This is a genomic window from Embleya sp. NPDC020886 (assembly GCF_044333915.1).
GTDB lineage: Bacteria > Actinomycetota > Actinomycetes > Streptomycetales > Streptomycetaceae > Embleya.
The window spans coordinates 160,940-179,137 of record NZ_JBIRRX010000005.1 but is presented as its reverse complement, the minus strand read 5'-3'; the positions used below and the strand labels follow the sequence as shown (position 1 = coordinate 179,137).

The 18,198-nt window shown below is 71.2% G+C and carries 16 protein-coding genes; 11 read left to right on the top strand and 5 right to left on the bottom strand.

The window, feature by feature from the left end; translation table 11 throughout:
* Nucleotides 1-26: 26 nt before the first annotated feature.
* A complete protein-coding gene (locus tag ACH4U8_RS20020) occupies nt 27-830 on the bottom strand; it encodes a sugar phosphate isomerase/epimerase family protein (protein ID WP_395779083.1) in 804 nt (267 codons plus the stop codon).
* 76 nt (nt 831-906) lie between these two features.
* Between ACH4U8_RS20020 and ACH4U8_RS20015 the strand changes: the two genes are divergently transcribed.
* On the top strand, nt 907-1,881 hold the full coding sequence (locus ACH4U8_RS20015) for an LLM class F420-dependent oxidoreductase (RefSeq protein WP_395779081.1): 975 nt from the start codon (nt 907-909) through the stop codon (nt 1,879-1,881).
* Nucleotides 1,882-1,898: 17 nt separating this feature from the next.
* On the opposite strand, the gene ACH4U8_RS20010 is transcribed toward ACH4U8_RS20015, so the two are convergent.
* The 4 genes from ACH4U8_RS20010 to ACH4U8_RS19995 all read right to left on the bottom strand — a co-directional run bounded on the left by ACH4U8_RS20010 (nt 1,899) and on the right by ACH4U8_RS19995 (nt 5,550).
* Nucleotides 1,899-2,765, bottom strand: a complete 867-nt coding sequence (locus ACH4U8_RS20010) for an amidohydrolase family protein (RefSeq protein WP_395779079.1) — start codon at nt 2,763-2,765, stop codon at nt 1,899-1,901.
* A 103-nt stretch (nt 2,766-2,868) separates the two neighbouring features.
* Nucleotides 2,869-4,062 (bottom strand): lipid-transfer protein, encoded by a 1,194-nt coding sequence (locus tag ACH4U8_RS20005; RefSeq protein ID WP_360306209.1) that lies wholly within the window; start codon nt 4,060-4,062, stop codon nt 2,869-2,871.
* Complete coding sequence (locus ACH4U8_RS20000; RefSeq protein WP_360306207.1) at nt 4,059-4,505, bottom strand: zinc ribbon domain-containing protein; 447 nt, start codon at nt 4,503-4,505, stop codon at nt 4,059-4,061. The genes ACH4U8_RS20005 and ACH4U8_RS20000 overlap by 4 nt, the downstream gene beginning before the upstream one ends.
* Nucleotides 4,506-4,638: 133 nt before the next feature.
* The gene (locus tag ACH4U8_RS19995) at nt 4,639-5,550 is read right to left on the bottom strand and encodes a diiron oxygenase (protein ID WP_395779077.1); all 912 of its coding nucleotides are present in this window, start codon (nt 5,548-5,550) and stop codon (nt 4,639-4,641) included.
* A 165-nt stretch (nt 5,551-5,715) separates the two neighbouring features.
* On the opposite strand from ACH4U8_RS19995, the gene ACH4U8_RS19990 reads away from it, so the two are divergent.
* The 10 genes from ACH4U8_RS19990 (at nt 5,716) to ACH4U8_RS19945 (ending at nt 18,105) form a co-directional block, all read left to right on the top strand.
* On the top strand, nt 5,716-7,743 hold the full coding sequence (locus ACH4U8_RS19990) for an acetoacetate--CoA ligase (protein ID WP_395779075.1): 2,028 nt from the start codon (nt 5,716-5,718) through the stop codon (nt 7,741-7,743).
* Between the two features lie 644 nt (nt 7,744-8,387).
* Complete coding sequence (locus ACH4U8_RS19985; protein ID WP_395779073.1) at nt 8,388-9,824, top strand: glycosyltransferase 87 family protein; 1,437 nt, start codon at nt 8,388-8,390, stop codon at nt 9,822-9,824.
* A 117-nt stretch (nt 9,825-9,941) separates the two neighbouring features.
* Nucleotides 9,942-10,550 (top strand): CDP-alcohol phosphatidyltransferase family protein, encoded by a 609-nt coding sequence (locus tag ACH4U8_RS19980; RefSeq protein WP_395779071.1) that lies wholly within the window; start codon nt 9,942-9,944, stop codon nt 10,548-10,550.
* 113 nt (nt 10,551-10,663) lie between these two features.
* Nucleotides 10,664-13,159, top strand: coding sequence for a sugar phosphate nucleotidyltransferase (locus ACH4U8_RS19975; RefSeq protein ID WP_395779069.1), 2,496 nt, complete (start codon nt 10,664-10,666; stop codon nt 13,157-13,159).
* A 204-nt stretch (nt 13,160-13,363) separates the two neighbouring features.
* Complete coding sequence (locus ACH4U8_RS19970) at nt 13,364-14,341, top strand: DUF881 domain-containing protein (RefSeq protein ID WP_360306195.1); 978 nt, start codon at nt 13,364-13,366, stop codon at nt 14,339-14,341.
* Nucleotides 14,338-14,670, top strand: a complete 333-nt coding sequence (locus tag ACH4U8_RS19965) for a small basic family protein (RefSeq protein WP_020548716.1) — start codon at nt 14,338-14,340, stop codon at nt 14,668-14,670. The genes ACH4U8_RS19970 and ACH4U8_RS19965 overlap by 4 nt, the downstream gene beginning before the upstream one ends.
* A 442-nt stretch (nt 14,671-15,112) precedes the next feature.
* Nucleotides 15,113-16,003: a DUF881 domain-containing protein gene (locus tag ACH4U8_RS19960; protein WP_395779528.1), complete on the top strand. Its 891-nt coding sequence runs from the start codon at nt 15,113-15,115 to the stop codon at nt 16,001-16,003.
* A gap of 74 nt (nt 16,004-16,077) precedes the next feature.
* Nucleotides 16,078-16,464: a glycine cleavage system protein GcvH gene (gene gcvH, locus ACH4U8_RS19955; RefSeq protein ID WP_360306193.1), complete on the top strand. Its 387-nt coding sequence runs from the start codon at nt 16,078-16,080 to the stop codon at nt 16,462-16,464.
* A 373-nt stretch (nt 16,465-16,837) separates the two neighbouring features.
* Nucleotides 16,838-17,356, top strand: a complete 519-nt coding sequence (locus ACH4U8_RS19950) for an FHA domain-containing protein (RefSeq protein ID WP_360306191.1) — start codon at nt 16,838-16,840, stop codon at nt 17,354-17,356.
* 26 nt (nt 17,357-17,382) lie between these two features.
* Entirely contained in the window at nt 17,383-18,105 is a 723-nt protein-coding gene (locus tag ACH4U8_RS19945; RefSeq protein ID WP_379988731.1) for a MerR family transcriptional regulator, read from the top strand.
* Nucleotides 18,106-18,198 lie beyond the last annotated feature (93 nt).

The window sequence follows — 18,198 nt, the reverse complement described above, 5'->3', positions numbered from 1 at the left end:
GCGGATCGAGGTGATCGGCCCGCTCGTCAGGCCCAGTGCCGTGCCACCGCCGCCCGCGCGGCGCGTGCGTACGGTGCGGCGCCGAGCCCGACCAGCCCAGGATTGATCACCTCGACGCTGACCAGCCCGTCGTACCCCTTGGTCAGCAGCGCGTCCCGGAACGTGCCGAGCTCGAACACCCCTTCGCCGGGAAAGACCCGTCGCGACATGCACTCGGTGTAGAAATCCGCGCCCGGCGGCAGCAGTTCGGGGTGGTCGTCGATCTGCACGTAGGCGATCTCGGCGACCGGCAGCGCGTCGAGCGTGGTCCAGGTGTCCGCGCCCTGGAAGAAGTGCCACGCGTCGACCAGGACACCGGAGTTCGCGGTCCCCGCGTGCGCCACCAGGGTGCGGGCGTCGGCGATGGTGGCGACCGGGGTGAACGGCAGGAACTCGACCGCCGCGCGCGCCCCGGCCTGCGCGATGATCTCGGCGCAGCGGGCGAACAGGTCCGCGCAGCGCGCGTCGGGCGCGAGCATGACCATCCCGAGCGCGAAGTCGGCGCCGAACGCCGCGCACGCCTCGGCCACCTGCCGCGCCCCGGCCAACGCGGCGGCCTCGTCCGCGTCGACCACGAAGCCCAGCATCTCCGGACAGCGCAGCCCGGCCGCCGCCACCTCGGCGGCGAGTTCGGCGAGCGGCCGACCGTAGCCGAGCACGGAGAACACGTCGAGGCCGATCGCGGTGAACCCGGCGTCGTGCACCGCCGCCAACAGCTCGGGCAGGGACGGGGGTTCCTTCGTCCCGGCGAACGGCGAGAAGGCGAACGTGTTGAGGCACAGGGTCGACATGGAATCTGACGGTACATCAGGTATCCGGCCGGTTGTGGTAGTCCTGATCAACCATCAGGACCGCGGAGGAGCACGCATGAGCCAGTCCCGATACGGCATCACCGTTCCGCTGAACGCGCCGCTCGCCGACCAGCCGCGATTGTTGCGCGAACTGTGCGCGGCCGGCTACACGGACTTCTGGTCGGCCGAAGTGGACGGCCCGGACGGCTTCACCCCGCTCACCGTGGCCGCGCTGGCCGATCCGAACGTGCGCCTGGGCACCGCGATCGTCTCGCCGTACACCCGCGGCCCCGCGACGCTGGCGATGACCGCGGCGGCGCTCGCCGAGGTGGCTCCGGGGCGCTTCCACCTGGGGATCGGCGCCGGGTCCGCGCCGATCGTCGAGGGCTGGAACGGGGCGAGGTTCGACCGGCCGTACCAGCGGGTGCGCGACACCGTGCGGTTCCTGCGCGCGGCGTTCGCGGGGGAGAAGGTGAGTCGGGACTACGAGACGTTCTCGGTGCGCGGCTTCCGGCTGTCCCGGCCGCCGCAGAGCCCGCCGCCGATCCTGGTCGCGGCGCTGCGCCCGGGGATGTTGCGGCTGGCCGGGCGGGAGGCGGACGGCGCGATCCTGAACTGGCTCTCCGCCGCGGACGTCGAGCGGGTGGTGCCGTACGTGCACGAGGGCGGGCCGGACAAGGAGATCGTCGCGCGGATCTTCGTGGTGCCGATCGAGGACCGGGACACGGTGCGGGCGATCGCCCGGCGGATGATCACGAGCTACCTGACCGTGCCGGTCTACGCCGAGTTCCACCGCTGGCTGGGCCGCGCCGAGGAACTGGCGCCGATGTGGGCGGCCTGGGCCGAGGGCGACCGCAAACGGGCCCTCGACCTGGTCCCCGACGCGGTCCTGGACGACCTGATCGTGCACGGCAGCCCCGACCGCTGCCGGGCCGGGATCGCCCGCTACGTCGAGGCGGGCGTCACGGTGCCGGTCCTGGCGATCGTCGACCCACGCCCCGACGCCGACCCGATCCGGGCGGCACTGGCGCTGGCGCCCCGGGCGCGGTGACGGCCCGGCCCGCCCGGTCACAACCCCAGGACCCGCAGCGCGTTGGTGCGCAGGAACCTCGGCCACACCTTGTCCTTGAACCCGACCCCGGGCAACTCGGCGAAGATGCGATCCAGGGTCAGGCCGTACGGGAAGTAGCCCGCGTACAGGATCTTGTCGGCCCCGCGGGTGTTCGCGTAGTTGACGATCGCGCGCGGGTAGTGCTTGGGCGCGAAGGCCGACGAGGACCAGTGCAGCCCGGGCCACTTGAGCATCAGCTTGACCGCCAGGTCGCACCACGGCTCGCCGCCGTGCCGCATCACCACGGTGAGCTCGGGGAAGTCGTAGCAGACCCGGTCGAAGCGCATCACCTCCTGCGCGGCGGCCGGCACCCGGGGGCCGGGGATGCCCGCGTTCACGAACACCGGCAGGCCCAGCTCGACGCAGGTCGCGTAGAGCGGATAGGCCAACCGGTCGTCGATCGGCACCGGCGGTGTGCACCCGCACGGGAAGAAGGTCGCGGCCACCACCCCCGCCTCCTCGCGCGCCCGGCGCAGACCGCGCACGCCCGCCATCACGTCGGTGGGGTCGACCTGGAAGCTGCCGAGCAGCCGATCCGGGTGCCGGCGGACCGCCTCCAGGGTGTCCGGGTCCTCGAACGAGACCGGGATCAGCGCCTTCTCGACGCCGAACCGGTCCATCTCGCGCAGCAGGTCCTCGGCCGAGGAGTCGGTGCGCTCCATCTCGGGCAGGTCCTTGAACATGTACCCGGCCGGGTGGGTCATCCCGGTCCGGCTGTCCTGGTCCCGCAACGTGCCCGCCATCGCGGTGGCCCACCAGCGCCGATCGCGGTTCGGCAGGCCCATCAGCAGGTCGACCACGCCGATACCGTCCGGAAATCCCATACAAACCCTCCGCTGAAACGGAAACGATCCCGGAGTCGAGGGGGATCGGCAGTGCCGAGAACCCCGCCGACCCCGGGACCGTTTCGATGGATCCGAGTGCGCTCTACCGGGTGACGATGATCGACGAACCGTGCCCGAACAGGCCCTGGTTGGCGGTGATGCCCACCGTCGCGCCGGGCACCTGGCGCTCGCCCGCCTCGCCGCGCAACTGCCAGGTGAGCTCGCAGACCTGGGCGATCGCCTGGGCCGGCACCGCCTCGCCGAACGAACCCAGGCCGCCGGAGGCGTTGACCGGGATGCGGCCGGTGATCTCGGTCGCGCCGTCGCGCAGCAGCTTCTCCGCCTCGCCGCGCGCGCAGATGCCCAGGTCCTCGATCCAGTCCAGTTCCAGCGCGGTGGACAGGTCGTAGACCTCGGCCAGGCTCAGGTCCTCCGGGCCGATGCCCGCCTCCTGATAGGCCGCGTGGGCCAGCGACGCCCGGAAGGACAACTCGTTCGGCGCGACCGCCACCGAGGAGTCGGTGGCGATGTCGGGCAGCTCGATCAGCGCGCTCGGGAAGGTCGGGGTGACCGTGGAGACCGCCGAGATCCGCACCGGGGACGTGGTGTGCCGGGCGGCGAACTCCTTGCTGCACAACACCACCGCCGCCGCGCCGTCGGAGGTGGCGCAGATGTCCATCAGCCGCAGCGGGTCGCACACGATCGGCGAGGCCGCGACGTCCTCCAGGGTGAACGCCTTGCGGTAGCGCGCGTTCGGGTTGGCCAGCCCGTTGCGCGCGTTCTTGACCTTGACCCGGGCGAAGTCCTCGACCGAGGCGCCGTACAGGTCGATCCGGCGCCGCGCGTACATCCCGAAGTAGGCCGGGTTGGTGGCGCCGAGCACGTGGAAGCGCACCCAGTCCGGGTCGTCCGGGCGGTCGCCGCCGACCGGCGCGAAGAAGCCCTTGGGGGCCGCGTCCGCGCCGACCACGAGCGCGACGTCGCACAGGCCCGCGAGGATCTGCGCGCGGGCGCTCGCGATCGCGTGCGAGCCGGACGCGCAGGCCGCGTAGGAACTGGAGATGCGCGCGCCGGTCCAGCCGAGCGCCTGGGCGAAGGTGGCGCCCGCGACGAAGCCCGGGTAGCCGTTGCGGATGGTGTCCGCGCCGGCCACGAACTGGATGTCCTGCCAGGCCAGCCCGGCGTCCTTCAGCGCGTCCTGGGCGGCCTTGACGCCGTACTCGACGAAGTTGCGGCCCCACTTGCCCCACGGGTGCATGCCCGCGCCCAGGACGACGATCTCGCGGTCGGTGCTCATGCCTTGACCTCCACGGGCCGCACGTTCCACGTCGTGTAGACGTGCTCGTCGTTCTCGTACAGCACGCCGGGCACGATCTCGACCTCGACGCCCACCTTCAGGTCGTCCACGCCGACCCCGGGCGCGCCCTGGCCGAGCACGATCAGGCCCTCGGCCTCCAGGCGCACCGCGACGATGGTGAACGGCTGCCACTCGGTGTCCGGGTCGGACACGAACGGGGCCGGCGGGCGGTAGCCGGCGTTCGTGTAGGACCAGACCGTGCCACGCCGGGACAGCGGCACCTCGGCGAACTCGGTGCCGGCGCACGCCGGGTTGCTGCAGAACGTCTCCTGGCGCGGGAAGAACACGGTCCCACAGGCGGTACACCGGGTGCCGAGGAGGGAGAAGTCCTCCCCGGACGTGGTGAACCAACCGGGGACCACGGGCTTGTGGTCCTTCGTCACGGGGCCCTCCAACTCGTCTGGCCGTCTCGTCCGATGTGTGTACGGACCACAGTCTGACGGATCGTCAGTTCCGGGCGCCAACCCGACCGGGGTATTTACGGTCACATCCGCGCGGCGGATGCGCACTCGGCCGCTATATCCGACGCCCCATCAGTCCCGAGGCCCGCCACAGCCGTTGCCCCGGCCCGCCGAGCAGACCGTGCTCGTCGTAGAACGCGATCAGCCGCCGCGACCAGTGGCCCAGGGTGTCCAGCCGATACGGATTCGCCCGCGCCGCCCGCTGCGCCGCGGCCGGGTCCAGGCCCACCGCCGCGTATACCCCCGGATGCACCAGACGGGTGGCGATGATGTGCGCGGCCCGGGCCAGCGCGAGGCGGGTGATCGCCCGCTCGGCCCCGGACATGTGCGGCGCGCCCCGGGCCACCTCGTCACGGGCGTAGCGCACGTGCCGGGCCTCCTCGATCACGTGGATGCGCGCGGTCTGCCGGGTGATCGGCTGGAGCGACTCGTCGGCCGTCATCTCGCGCTGCATCGTGTCCAGCACCTCCTCCGCGATCAACGCCATCGCGAACGCCTGCACGCCCGAACCGAACGTCTTCATCGCCCGCGCGGCCGCGTGCGCGTACGGGCCGGGCCCGTACTCGGGGCAGTCCAATTTCTCGATCAACCGGCCGAACATGGTCGAGTGCCGGCACTCCTCGGCGATCTCCATGAACGCGTACTGCACGTGTCGCGAGGTCAGCGGACGGTCGTAGACGTGCCGGATGAGCAACTGCATCAGCACCACCTCGAACCAGATGCCGACACTGGCCATCGAGGCCACCTCGTGCCGGGACAGGTCGATGCGCTGCCGCTCGCTCATCCGCTCCCAGATCGGCGTGCCGTACAGGCTGACCCGGTGCGCGGGCAGGAAGAACGCGCCGTCGACCAGCGGCGCGTCCCAGTCGATGTCGGTGATCGGGTCGAAAGCGTGCGCGTGTGACGCGGCGAGCAGCCGCTCCGCGACGCGCTCGCGGTCGGTGCCGATGCCGTGCGTGCCGGGCATGCGAGGCCTCCTCTGCCGGACTTGTTTCCCGTCGGTAACATCCCGCGTCCGGCGCGGCGCGTCCAGAGTGGCCACGAAGATCCTTTCGCGACCCGCCCGGGGGATGCGCGCCGGGGCGGGAGATGGCAGGGTCGGGGGGCACATCGCGCGGAGGGGACTTACGACATGACGGAATCGAGCGAGCAGGCCGAGCTGCTGTGGCAGCCCTCGGCCGAACGGGTCGCCGCCGCAGCGGTCACCCGGTATCGCGAGTGGCTCGGCGCCGAACGCGGCGTCCGGGCCGAGGACTACGCACAACTGTGGGCCTGGTCGACCACCGAGCCCGAGGCGTTCTGGGCCTCGCTGTGCGACTGGTTCGAGCTGGACCTGGGCGACCGGGAGGTGGTGCTGGCCGATCGGACCATGCCCGGCGCCCGCTGGTTCCCCGACGCCCGCCTCAACTACGCGCAGCAGGTGCTGCGGCACGTCGAGGACGGCGACCCCGAGCGGGCCGCGATCGTCCACCTGGACGAGGAACTGCTCCCCCGCGAGATCTCCTGGGCCGAGCTGCGCCGTCAGGTCGCCTCCTGCGCGGCCACCCTGCGCGAGCTGGGCGTGCGACCGGGCGACCGGGTGGCGGCCTACGTGCCCAACACCCCGCACGCGGTGATCGGGCTGCTCGCGTGCGCGTGCATCGGCGCGGTCTGGTCGGCCTGCGCCCCCGACTTCGGGGCCCGCAGCGTGCTCGACCGGTTCCAGCAGATCGAGCCGGTCGTGCTGATCGCGGTGGACGGCTACCGCTACGGCGGCAAGGAGGTCCGCCGCGCCGACGTGGTCGCCGATCTGCGCGCCGGTCTGCCGACCGTGCGACACGTGTTGCATGTGCCGCTGCTCGACGAGCCGGCCCCGGCCGACGTGCTGACCTGGGCCGAGGCGATCGGCCGGGACGTGTCCGCCGCCGACCTCGACTTCGAGCAGGTCGGCTTCGAGCACCCGCTGTGGATCCTGTACTCCTCCGGCACCACCGGCCTGCCCAAGGCGATCGTCCAGGGCCACGGCGGCATCGTGCTCGAACACCTCAAGCAGGCCGCGTTCCAGCTCGACCTGGGCCCCGGCGACCGGTTCTTCTGGTACACCTCCACCGGCTGGATGATGTGGAACATGCTGGTCGGCGGCCTGCTCGCGGGCAGCACGATCGTGCTCTACGACGGCAGCCCCGGCTACCCCGGCCCCGAGGCGCAGTGGACCGTGGTCGAGCGGGCCGAGGTGACCTGGTTCGGCACCTCCGCCGCGTACGTGATGGCCTGCCGCAAGAAGGAACTGACCCCGCGCCTCACGCACGACCTGAGCCGGCTGCGCGGCATCGGCACCACCGGTTCGCCGCTCCCGCCGGACGGCTTCCGCTGGATCTACGAGGCGGTGGACACGGACATGTGGCTGGCCTCGGTCAGCGGCGGCACCGACGTGTGCAGCGCCTTCGTCGGCGGCAGCCCCGACCTGCCGGTGTACCTGGGCGAGATCCAGTGCCGCGCGCTGGGCTGCGCGGTCGAGGCGTGGGACGAGGACGGCCGGCCGGTGGTCGAGGAGGTGGGCGAGCTGGTGCTCACCCAACCGATGCCCTCGATGCCGGTGTACTTCTGGAACGACCCGAACGACGAGCGCTACCGGGCCAGCTACTTCGACACCTACCCGGGCGTGTGGCGACACGGCGACTGGATCACGCTCACCGAGCGCGGCACGATCGTCGTGCACGGCCGCTCCGACTCGACGCTGAACCGGCAGGGCGTGCGGATGGGCTCCAGCGACATCTACGAGGCGGTCGAACGCCTGCCCGAGGTGCGCGAGTCGCTCGTGGTGGGCCTGGAACTGCCCGACGGCGGCTACTGGATGCCGCTGTTCGTGGTCACCGCCCCCGGACACACGCTCGACGACACACTGCGGAACCGGATCCGCACGGTGATCCGCGAGGAGGTCTCGCCGCGACACGTGCCGGACGAGATCATCGCCGCGCCCGGCGTGCCGCACACCCTCACCGGCAAGCGCATCGAGATCCCGGTCAAGAAGCTGCTCCAGGGCCGTCGCCTGGAGGACGCGGTCAACCCCGGCTCGGTGGACGACCTCGACGTGCTCCGCTTCTACGCCGAGGTGGGTCGGTCGCGGGCCCGCGCGCAGGAGGACAAGCAGGAGGCGAAGCCGGGGGAGAAGCGGGCGTAGACGGCCGAACCGTACCAACACCCGGTAATCATCGGAAAAGCACAACGATATGACGCACATGAAGTAGTGCGGAGCAATCAGGCGCGTCCGATGGCGCGATCAGGTTTATGCCCAAGACGTCACGGCGCACCCGGCGTTCGCCCGGACGTCTCCCGGCGCCGGCCGCGGTCCTGATCGCGACATCGGTCGCCGCCCGCCTCGCGCTCGCGCCGACCCGACCGGCCACCCTGTGCCGGCTCGGCGACCCACGGGTCCGCCGGGCCGGCGGGCGCACGATCGTGGACGTGCGATCCGCTTCACCCACCGGTTGCCCCGCCAGGCCCGGTGTGGCCGGCCCTCGCCATCGGGTGCTCGCCGACGCGTACACTCTCGCCGGGCTCCCCGCGCCGATCACGATCGTGGTGGGAGCGCCGGCGAGCCGACGAAAATGGGCGAGTCGCACCACCGAAGCCGTTACGCTCGATCCGCCGGAACCGCAGGGCCGAACGGCCCCGGGCCGCACCACCCCGGCTCCGGCCGGGGTCCGGGCCGCGTCCGGGAGCATTCGCCGGTTCCCGCAACCAGGCACCGGGCGGGGCCGATCCACCGTGTGGATATCCTGACCCGGCGCCACCCCGGCCAGGCGCCCATTGAACCGTGCAGTTGTGGAGTCCCCGACCGACATGTCCTTCCCCCACGTGCTCGTGACCTCCTGCCGCGAGCTCCTGACGCTCGCGCCCCGCGTCCCGTTCGGGCAAGAGCGCAGCCGGGAAGCCCGTCGGCCCGGTCGCGTCGCCCTGATCGGCGGCCTGCTGATGGTGCTGTCGCTCGGCCTGTGGGTGTTGTGGACCTACCTCGGCCGCCGCGACATGTGGCACATGCTCGACCTGAGCGTCTACCACGACGCCGCACACGAGTTCCGCCACGGCGACGACATCTACACCGAGAACTACGGCTCTTGGACCAACAAGCTGCCGTTCATCTATCCGCCGTTCTCCGGACTGCTCTTCTACGTCCTGCTGCCGTTGGGCTTCGCCGGACTCAAGTGGTTCATGGCGATCGTGAACCTGTTGTCCCTGTTCGCGGTGGTCTGGTCCGCGTGGGGGATGCTCGGCTACCGCCGCGGAGCGGGTCGGTTCGGGGTCAGCGCGGCCACCTTCGCCGTGGTGTTGTGGCTGGAGCCGGTCGAGTGGACGCTCGTCTGGGGGCAGGTCAACCTGCTGCTCCTGGCGTTGATCGTGCTCGACCTCGGGCTCCCGGACAGCCGCCGATACAAGGGCATCGGGGTCGGCATCGCGGCCGGACTCAAGCTCACGCCCGCGATCTTCATCGTCTACCTGCTGATCACCCGCAGGTTCCGCGCCGCCGCGGTGGCCGGTGGCGCGTTCCTGGCCACCATCGTGGTGGGCCTGGTCGCCGCACCGTCCGCGTCCGTCTACTACTGGACGCACCTCGTGTCGATCAGCGGCAAGGTCAACAGCAAACTCAGCGTGGGCACCCTCAACAACCAGTCCGTACAAGGCATGTTCACCCGAATGCTCGGCGACGGCGGGGCGGCCTCGGCGCTGTGGTTCCTGCTCTGCGTCCTGCTCTGCGTACTCGGCCTGGTGGCCGCGGCACGTGCCTCGTTGCGCGGGGACGAACTGGTCGGCGTGGTGATCACCGGCGGGCTGTCGCTGTTCGTGTCGCCCATCTCGTGGTCGCACCACTGGGTCTGGGTGGTGCCCGCGTTCGTCCTGCTCGCGCACACCGCGCGGACCCGCGCCCGGCCGCTGTGGTGGTGGCTGACCGGTACCTTCTTCGTGTTCTTCGCCGCCTGGCCGATGCGGCTGGATCTGTTCGGGAACTGGGACGGCTCGCGGACCCTGCAACCCTGGGGCCTGATCTGGCTCGCCCCCCGGGACGACGACCGGGAACGCACCTGGACACCGATCGAGTTCCTGCTCGGCAACGGCTACCTCTTCGCGGGCATCGCCCTCACCCTGATCCTGACCTGGCGCATCCTGCGCGACCGCACCCCGCTGCCCACCCTCGCCGAGCCGATCCCCCCGCCCGTCGCCGCGGATCCGGACCCGGTGAGCAGCGGATCCGCGCGTCACTAGGCTGGATACCGCATACCGAACGAGCTGGACCCAGAACGAGCAGGCCCACCGGCAGAAAGCAGAGGTCCCGTGGAGGCCCACGTGGACGCGGCACCGCCGCACCCCCGGGAGGGCGGCGTGGACGCTCCCAGCGACCGGGTCCTGACCATCCCCAACGCACTGAGCTTCGCCCGCCTGCTGGGCGTCCCGGTCTTCCTGTGGCTCATCCTGGCGCCCGAGTTCGGCGGTCCCAAGCACGACCTGTGGGCACTCGCGCTGCTCATGCTCAGCGGGGTCAGCGACTACCTCGACGGCAAACTGGCCCGCCGGTGGAACCAGGTCAGCAAGGTCGGCGCGATCCTGGACCCGGCCGCCGACCGGCTCTACATCCTGGCCACCCTGGTCGGCCTGACCTGGCGCGAGATCCTGCCGATCTGGCTGACCGCGATCATCCTGGGCCGCGAGCTGTTCATGGGCGTGGTGTTGTTGATCCTGCGCCGACACCGCTACGGCGCGCTCTCGGTCAGCTTCGTCGGCAAGGCCGCCACCTTCAATCTGATGTACGCGTTTCCGCTACTGCTGCTCAGCGACGGCACCGGACGTGTCGCAACTCTCGCCGCCATCTTCGGATGGGCGTTCGCCTGGTGGGGTACCGCTCTGTACTGGTGGGCAGGAGTCCTCTACGCAGCCCAGGCCAAACGCCTCGTGGCCGCGGACAAGGCGAGTCGCAGGGCGACCGCCGGGTAAGCGCAGGGATCGCCGGAGACCCGGGCGATCACCACGTACAGAAGGCACGCCACCCGGCCCCGGCAGTTCAGCCGTGGGTGCGGGTGGTGTGACGCGATAGGAGGACGAGACCGATGAAGGCCGTCGTCATGGCCGGAGGCGAGGGCACCCGCCTGCGCCCGATGACCTCCAGCATGCCCAAGCCGCTTCTGCCGGTGGTGAACCGGCCGATCATGGAGCACGTGCTACGGCTCCTGAAGCGGCACGGGCTTTCCGAGACCGTGGTCACCGTCCAGTTCCTCGCGTCGCTGGTTCGCAACTACTTCGGCGACGGCGAAGAACTCGGCATGACCCTGACGTACGCGAACGAGGAAACCCCGCTCGGCACCGCGGGCAGCGTCAAGAACGCCGAGGAGGCGCTCAAGGACGACACGTTCCTGGTCATCTCCGGCGACGCGCTCACCGACTTCGACCTCACCGCCCTCGTGGAGTACCACCGGGCCAAGGGCGCGATGGTCACCGTATGCCTGACCCGGGTGCCCGACCCACTCGAATTCGGCATCACGATCATCGACGACGAGGGCCGGGTGGATCGGTTCCTGGAGAAGCCGACCTGGGGCCAGGTCTTCTCGGACACCGTCAACACCGGCATCTACGTGATGGAACCCGAGGTCTTCGACTACGTCGCCGCGGGCGTGTCGGTGGACTGGTCGGGCGACGTGTTCCCCAAGCTGCTCAAGGAGGGCAAGCCGATCTACGGCTATGTCGCCGAGGGCTATTGGGAGGACGTGGGCACGCACGAGAGCTACCTCAAGGCCCAGGCCGACGTGCTCACCGGCAAGGTCGACGTGGACATCGACGGCTTCGAGCTCTCCCCGGGCGTATGGGTGGCCGAGGGCGCCGAGGTGGACCGGGACGCGGTCCTCAAGGGCCCGCTGTACATCGGCGACTACGCCAAGGTCGAGGGCGGCGTGGAGATCCGCGAGCACACCGTGCTCGGCTCCAACGTGGTGGTCAAGCGCGGCGCCTTCCTGCACAAGGCGGTCGTGCACGACAACGTCTACGTCGGCCCGCAGACCAATCTGCGCGGCTGCGTGATCGGCAAGAACACCGACGTCATGCGCGCCGCCCGGATCGAAGAGGGCGCGGTGGTCGGCGACGAGTGCCTGATCGAGGAGGAGTCCCTGATCGCCGGGGACGTGCGGATCTACCCGTTCAAGACGATCGAGGCCGGCGCGGTCGTCAACACGTCGGTGATCTGGGAGTCGCGCGGGCAGAAGTACCTGTTCGGCCCGCGCGGGGTCTCCGGCATCCTCAACGTCGAGATCACCCCGGAACTGGCCGTGCGCCTGGCCGGCGCGTACGCCACCACGCTCAAGAAGGGCGCCACCGTCACCACCGCGCGCGACCACTCGCGCGGCGCCCGGGCGCTCAAGCGGGCGGTCATCTCCGCGCTCCAGACGTCCGCGATCAACGTGCGAGACCTGGAGAACGTGCCGATGCCGGTGGCGCGTCAGGAAACCGCCCGCGGCTCGGCCGGCGGGATCATGATCCGCACCACGCCCGGGGTGCCGGACTCGGTGGACATCATGTTCTTCGACGAGCGCGGAGCGGACCTGTCCCAGGCCGCGCAGCGCAAGCTCGACCGGGTCTTCTCGCGCCAGGAGTATCGCCGCGCGTTCCCCGGCGAGATCGGCGAACTGACCTTCCCCGCACGACCGTTCGACAGTTATTCGGGGTCGCTGCTGAAGGCGCTGGACATCACCGGCGTGCCCGAGTCCGGGCTCAAGGTGGTGGTGGACGCCGCGCACGGCAACGCCGCCCTGCTGCTGCCCAGCATCCTGGGCCGGCTGGGCATCGACGCGCTCACCGTCAACTCCGGCCTGGACGACGCCCGGCCCACCGAGACCGCGGACGAACGGCAGGACGGGCTCACCCGGCTGGGCGAGATCGTGGCCTCCTCCAAGTCCGGGTTCGGCGTGCGCTTCGACCCGGTCGGCGAGCGCATGTCGCTGGTGGACGAGCGGGGCCGGATCATCGACGACCACCGCGCGCTGCTGGTACTGCTGGACTGCGTCGCGGCCGAGCGCGGCGGCGGGAAGATCGCGCTGCCGGTGACCACGACCCGGATCGCCGAGCAGGTCGCCGCCTATCACGGGGTCCAGGTGCAGTGGACCACCACGTCGCCGGACGACCTCGCGCGGGTGGCCATGGCCGACGACACCATCTTCGGCGGCGACGGCCGCGGCGGCTTCGTGATCCCCGAGTTCAGCACCGTCTTCGACGGCACGGCCGCGTTCGTCCGGCTGATCGGCCTGGTCGCCCGAACCCAACTCACGCTGAGCCAGATCGACGCGCGGATCCCACGTGCGCACGTGCGCCGGCGGGACGTGCCGACCCCGTGGGCGGCCAAGGGCATGGTCATGCGCCGGGTCGTCGAGGCGGCGGGCGAACGGGAGATCGACACCACCGACGGCGTCCGGGTCGTGGAGGCCGACGGCCGGTGGGCGCTGGTGTTGCCGGACCCGGCCGAGGCGGTCACCCACGTGTGGGCCGAGGGCCCGGACGACGACGCCGCGGACGAACTCCTGGACGAGTGGAGCCGGGTCGTGGAGCACGCGGGCGACTGACCGCGGGCCTTCGGGCCGCCGGGCCCGAGCGGGCCCGGTAACGGTCTTGTAGGGTCTTCTCCGGCCGTGGATCGCCTGCCGTGATCCGCGGCCGGAACCGGTGTCGGACCCTGCATCGAGCACTCCGTCGGGCATGGAACGATGGGGCGCATGTCATCGCGGGAGACACCAGGCACGAGCCGGTACAGGCGACCGGACGCCTCGATGTCCCTGCTCGTGGACATGATGACGAACAGCCTCGACGCGGGCTACGCGGAGGCCACCGCGCGCCGTGCGGTGCGCGGCGACACGGGGATGAACAAGGGCCCGCTGGCCCGCGTGCTGGCCGTGGTCGGCGTCGCGCTGATCGCGATGATCCTGATGGTGGCCGCGATGAAGGTGCACGCGGCCGCTCCGCAGGCCGAGCGGGAGCGCCATCAGCTGGTGGACCGGATCCACACCGACGAGACCGAGGTGGATACGCTCACGGCCACCGTCGAGCGGTTGCGCGACGAGGTCGACGCGATCCAGGAGGTCTCGCTGCCCAAGGCCGCCAAGGACCGGGTACAACTGCTCGCGCTGCTCACCGGATCCGACCCGGTCGAGGGACCGGGCCTGAAGGTGATCGCGGACGACGCCAAGGGGTCGGACAATTCGGACGGTTCGAGCGATCCGCGCCAGGCCGAGGCGGCCGCGAACGGCCGGATCCTGGACCGCGACCTCCAGCGACTGGTCAACGGCCTGTGGAAGGCCGGCGCCGAGGCCATCTCGATCAACAACCAGCGGCTGACCGCGCTGTCCGCGATCCGCGCCGCGGGCGCTTCGATCCTGGTCGACAACCGGCCGCTGGCGCCGCCCTATACGATCCTGGCGATCGGCAACGCCAAGCCGATGCAGGTCGAGTTCATGGTCGGTGCGGACGGGCGCGCGCTGCGTCGGCTCGAAGACGACTACGGGATCCGGATCAACATCAGCGCGCAGAAGAAGATGAAGCTGCCCGCCGCGCTGGGCACTTCGCTGCGCTACGCGGGGGTGCCGGGCGCCGCGCCCGGGAGTCCGCCGCCGAGCACGCCGGCGCAGCCGACCCCCGGCACCCCGCCCGCCACACCCACGGGTCGCGGCGGGTCGCCGAGCGCCTCGGCCCCGCCGGCCGCCTCATCGACAGCGTCGCACAAGCCGACCGAACGAAAGGGTAAACCGTGATCGCCGTCCTCGGCCTGGTCCTCGGGGTCGTGGTCGGGTATCTCGCCCGACCCGTGATCCCGCACGAGCTGGAGCCGTACCTGCCGATCGCGGTGGTGGCCGCGCTGGACGCGGTCTTCGGCGGCCTGCGCGCCCTGCTCGACGGCATCTTCGACGACAAGGTCTTCGTGGTCTCGTTCCTGTCGAACGTGGTCGTCGCCGCGCTGATCGTCTTCCTCGGCGACAAACTGGGCGTCGGCGCGCAGTTGTCCACCGGCGTGGTGGTCGTGCTCGGCATCCGGATCTTCTCCAACGCGGCGGCCATCCGCCGGCACGTCTTCCGGGCCTGACGGGGAGTCACACATGGCCGACGAAACGGACGAGACGCGCGGGCGGCACGCCCGCCACGACGAGGACCCCCGCGAGCTGGGGATTCCGCGCACCGCCGAGGAGCCCGAACGCGAGCCCGAGCCGGAACCCGAGCCGGTGCCGGAACCCGAACCCCGACCCGGGCCCGCGGCGGAGTCCGAGGCGCCGTCCACGCGCAAGCCCACGGTCGAGACCCGGCGCCCGGTCGACCTCTACCACGAGGGCCGGCACATCCGGGAACGCATCCGCGAGCAGGCCGCCGAGGTGACCTCGGAGATCCCGCCGATCGCCGCGTCGGTGCGCGAGTCGGCGCACGAGCTGCGACAGACCCCACCGCCTACGCCGCGGCCGGTCCGGCCGCAGCCGGACCCGCGGGCGCCGCGCGTGCCGATACCGCCGCTGGTGCCCGCGTCGTCCGCCGGAGTGAACCGGCCGCACGCGGCGCCCGGTCCGCATGATCCGCGCGACCCGCATGCGCCCTCGCACGCGGGAGCGCATGCGGCGGCGCGCGACACGCCCGAGCCGGAAACGGATTCGAACGCGGTTTCCGAGCCGCACGCGCACGACCCGGTGGACGATCAACCGGGTCGGCGCAGGCTGCTCGACGCGTTCTGGCCGCCGCGGGTGAGCCGGGCGCAACTCGTGGGCGCGGTGCTGCTGTTCGCGCTCGGCGCGGGGCTGGCCATCCAGGTGCGTTCCAACACCGAGTCGGACCCGCTGCGCGGCGCGCGGCAGGAGGACCTGGTCCGGGTGCTGGACGAACTCGGCGAGCGCACCCGGCGGTTGGAGGACGAGAAGCACCGTCTGGAGAACAGCCGCACCCAACTCCAGAACAGCAACGACCGGGTCCAGGAGGCGCGCGAGCAGAACACGGCCAAGGCGGACGCCCTGGGCGTGCTGGCGGGCACCGTCAAGGCCACCGGGCCCGGTATCACGCTGACCATCACCGACCCGCAGCGCACGGTCAGCGGCGACGTGCTGCTGGACACGCTCCAGGAGCTGCGCGCGGCGGGCGCCGAGGTGATCCAGATCAACGACGTGCGTGTGGTGGCGGGCACCTGGTTCAACGGCACCCCACCCGGCGACATCGAGATCGACGGCACCAAGGTACTGCCGCCGTACGTGTTCAAGGTGATCGGCAATCCGCAGGATCTCCAGCCCGCGCTGAACATCCCCGGGGGCGTCGTGAAGACCCTGGAGAAGAAGCAGGCCGGCGCCATTGTCACACCGTCGCAGGAGGTGCTGATCGACGCCTTGCGGCCCGCGAACAAGCCTGGTTACGCTCGCTCGGCACCGGGCGCCGGTAACGGGTGAGTACACCTGACAGAATCAGTCCGCCGGTCGCCGTCGGTGCACCACTCGTCAGGCAAGAAGGGCAGGCTGTCCGCATGTACCCCGCAGATCTCGCGTACACGACGGAGCACGAATGGGTGCGCGTCATGGAAGAGATCTCCGGGACGGTGCGGATCGGTATCACCGAATTCGCGCAGGACGCGCTCGGCGACATCGCCCACGTCACGCTGCCGCCGGTCGGCACCCGCGTCGTGGCCGAAGAGCCCTGTGGCGAATTGGAATCGACCAAGAGTGTCAGCGACCTCTTCGCACCGCTCGACGGCGTCGTGACCACCGTCAACGACGCGCTCGACGGTGCACCGGAGCTGGTCAACTCCGATCCCTACGGCGACGGTTGGCTGTTCGAGGTGCGCCTCGACGATCCCGCCGCACCGGCCGCGCTCTTGGACGCGGCCGCCTATCAGAACAGCCTGGGCTCCTGACGGCCCGGCGAAGCGGTAGGCAGTCCATCACCACGACCCACTCCTCCTGCCCCACGGGCGGGCCAGGTTCTCTCGGGGAGGTTCGCCCGTGAAGTTGTTCGCGAAATTGTTCGGTCGTTCCCGTCGCTCCGGCGACGCGCCGGCTGCCGATGCGGGGAGGTCCGGCAACCCGCCGGCCGCCCCGCCGACCATGCCGCCGGGCACCCCGTACGGGGCGTCCGCCGGCTCCCCTCCCGCACCCGCTCCGCAGCTCGGCGAGTCCGACGCGACCGCCGGGCATGTCGCTGTTGACCACGAACACACGGCGCGCATAAGTTTCGGGCAACTCTCGACCGAAGGTCGAGGTTCGACCGGAACGGGTCAGGAGGCCGACGTGGTGGTGTGCAGCACGTGCGGGCATCACAACCCGCCCGGTGGCCGGTTCTGCTCCAACTGCGGCTCGCGCCTGGGTGCGGGTGCCGAGCGCGCGTCCGAGCAGACCTCGACCATCTCGATCAGCGGTATCGAGGCGCTGGACGCGGAACCCGCGCCCCGCGAGATCCTCACTCCCGAGGCGCAGGCCGCGGTGGACGCGCTGCCGCCGGGCACCGCGCTGCTCGTGGTCCGCCGCGGGCCCAACTCGGGCAGTCGCTTCCTGCTCGACTCGGACCGCACCACGGCCGGCCGGCATCCGCAGAGCGACATCTTCCTCGACGACGTGACGGTCTCGCGCAAGCACGCCGAGTTCCGCCGCACCGCCGGCGGCTTCGCGGTCGCCGACGTGGGCAGCCTGAACGGCACCTACGTGGGGCGCGAGCGGATCGACGAGGTCCCGCTGACGCCGGGCGACGAGGTACAGATCGGTAAGTACCGACTGGTCTTCTTCCCCAGTCGGCAAGGGCAGATCGGGTGAGTCCGGCGGCGGCCGGATCGGTCTCCTTGAGCATCGGCGGGGTGTTGACCCTGCTGCGTCCCGAGTTTCCGGACATCAGCATCTCCAAGATCCGGTTCCTCGAGGCGGAAGGGCTCATCGAGCCGCAGCGGAGCCCTTCGGGCTATCGCAAGTTCGGCGCCGCCGACATCGAACGACTGCGTTATGTGCTGCGCGTGCAGCGCGACCGCTATCTGCCGCTTCGGGTGATCAAGGATCAGCTCGACGCGATGGATCGCGGTCTCGAACCGGCCGGCCCGACCCCGGCCGAATCCGAGCGATCCGAGGACGCCGACGGCGATCCGGGTTCGGCCGGCCGGGACGCCACCATGGTGCTGCTCGACCGGCCGGGCCTGATCGCCGCAGCCGGCATCCAGGACGTGGACCTGGCGCGGCTGGAGGAGTTCGGCCTGATCCAGCCGCACCGTCCGCGCCCCGGCGACACCGACGGCGAGCACGCGGTGGTCTACGACGGCGACGCGCTGGTGGTGGCCCGGTTGGTGGCCGCGCTGGGCCGCTACGGCGTCGAACCGCGACACCTGCGCCAGACCAAGGCCGCCGCGGACCGCGAGGCCGCGCTGGTCGAACAGATCGTCGCGCCGCTGCTGCACCGCCGGGGCGCGCGGGCCAAGGCGGGCGCCGAGGAGACCGTGCGCGATCTGCTCGCGCTCACCTCGCGGCTGCACACCGTCCTGGTCACCACCGCGCTCGCGCCCCGGCTGGGCCGCTGAACGACCCGGCGTGCGGCCGAGAGTGATTTCGCCCGCCCGGCGCACCGGGGGCGGGCACGCCGCGTCACGAAGAAAAAACGACGAATCCCCGAC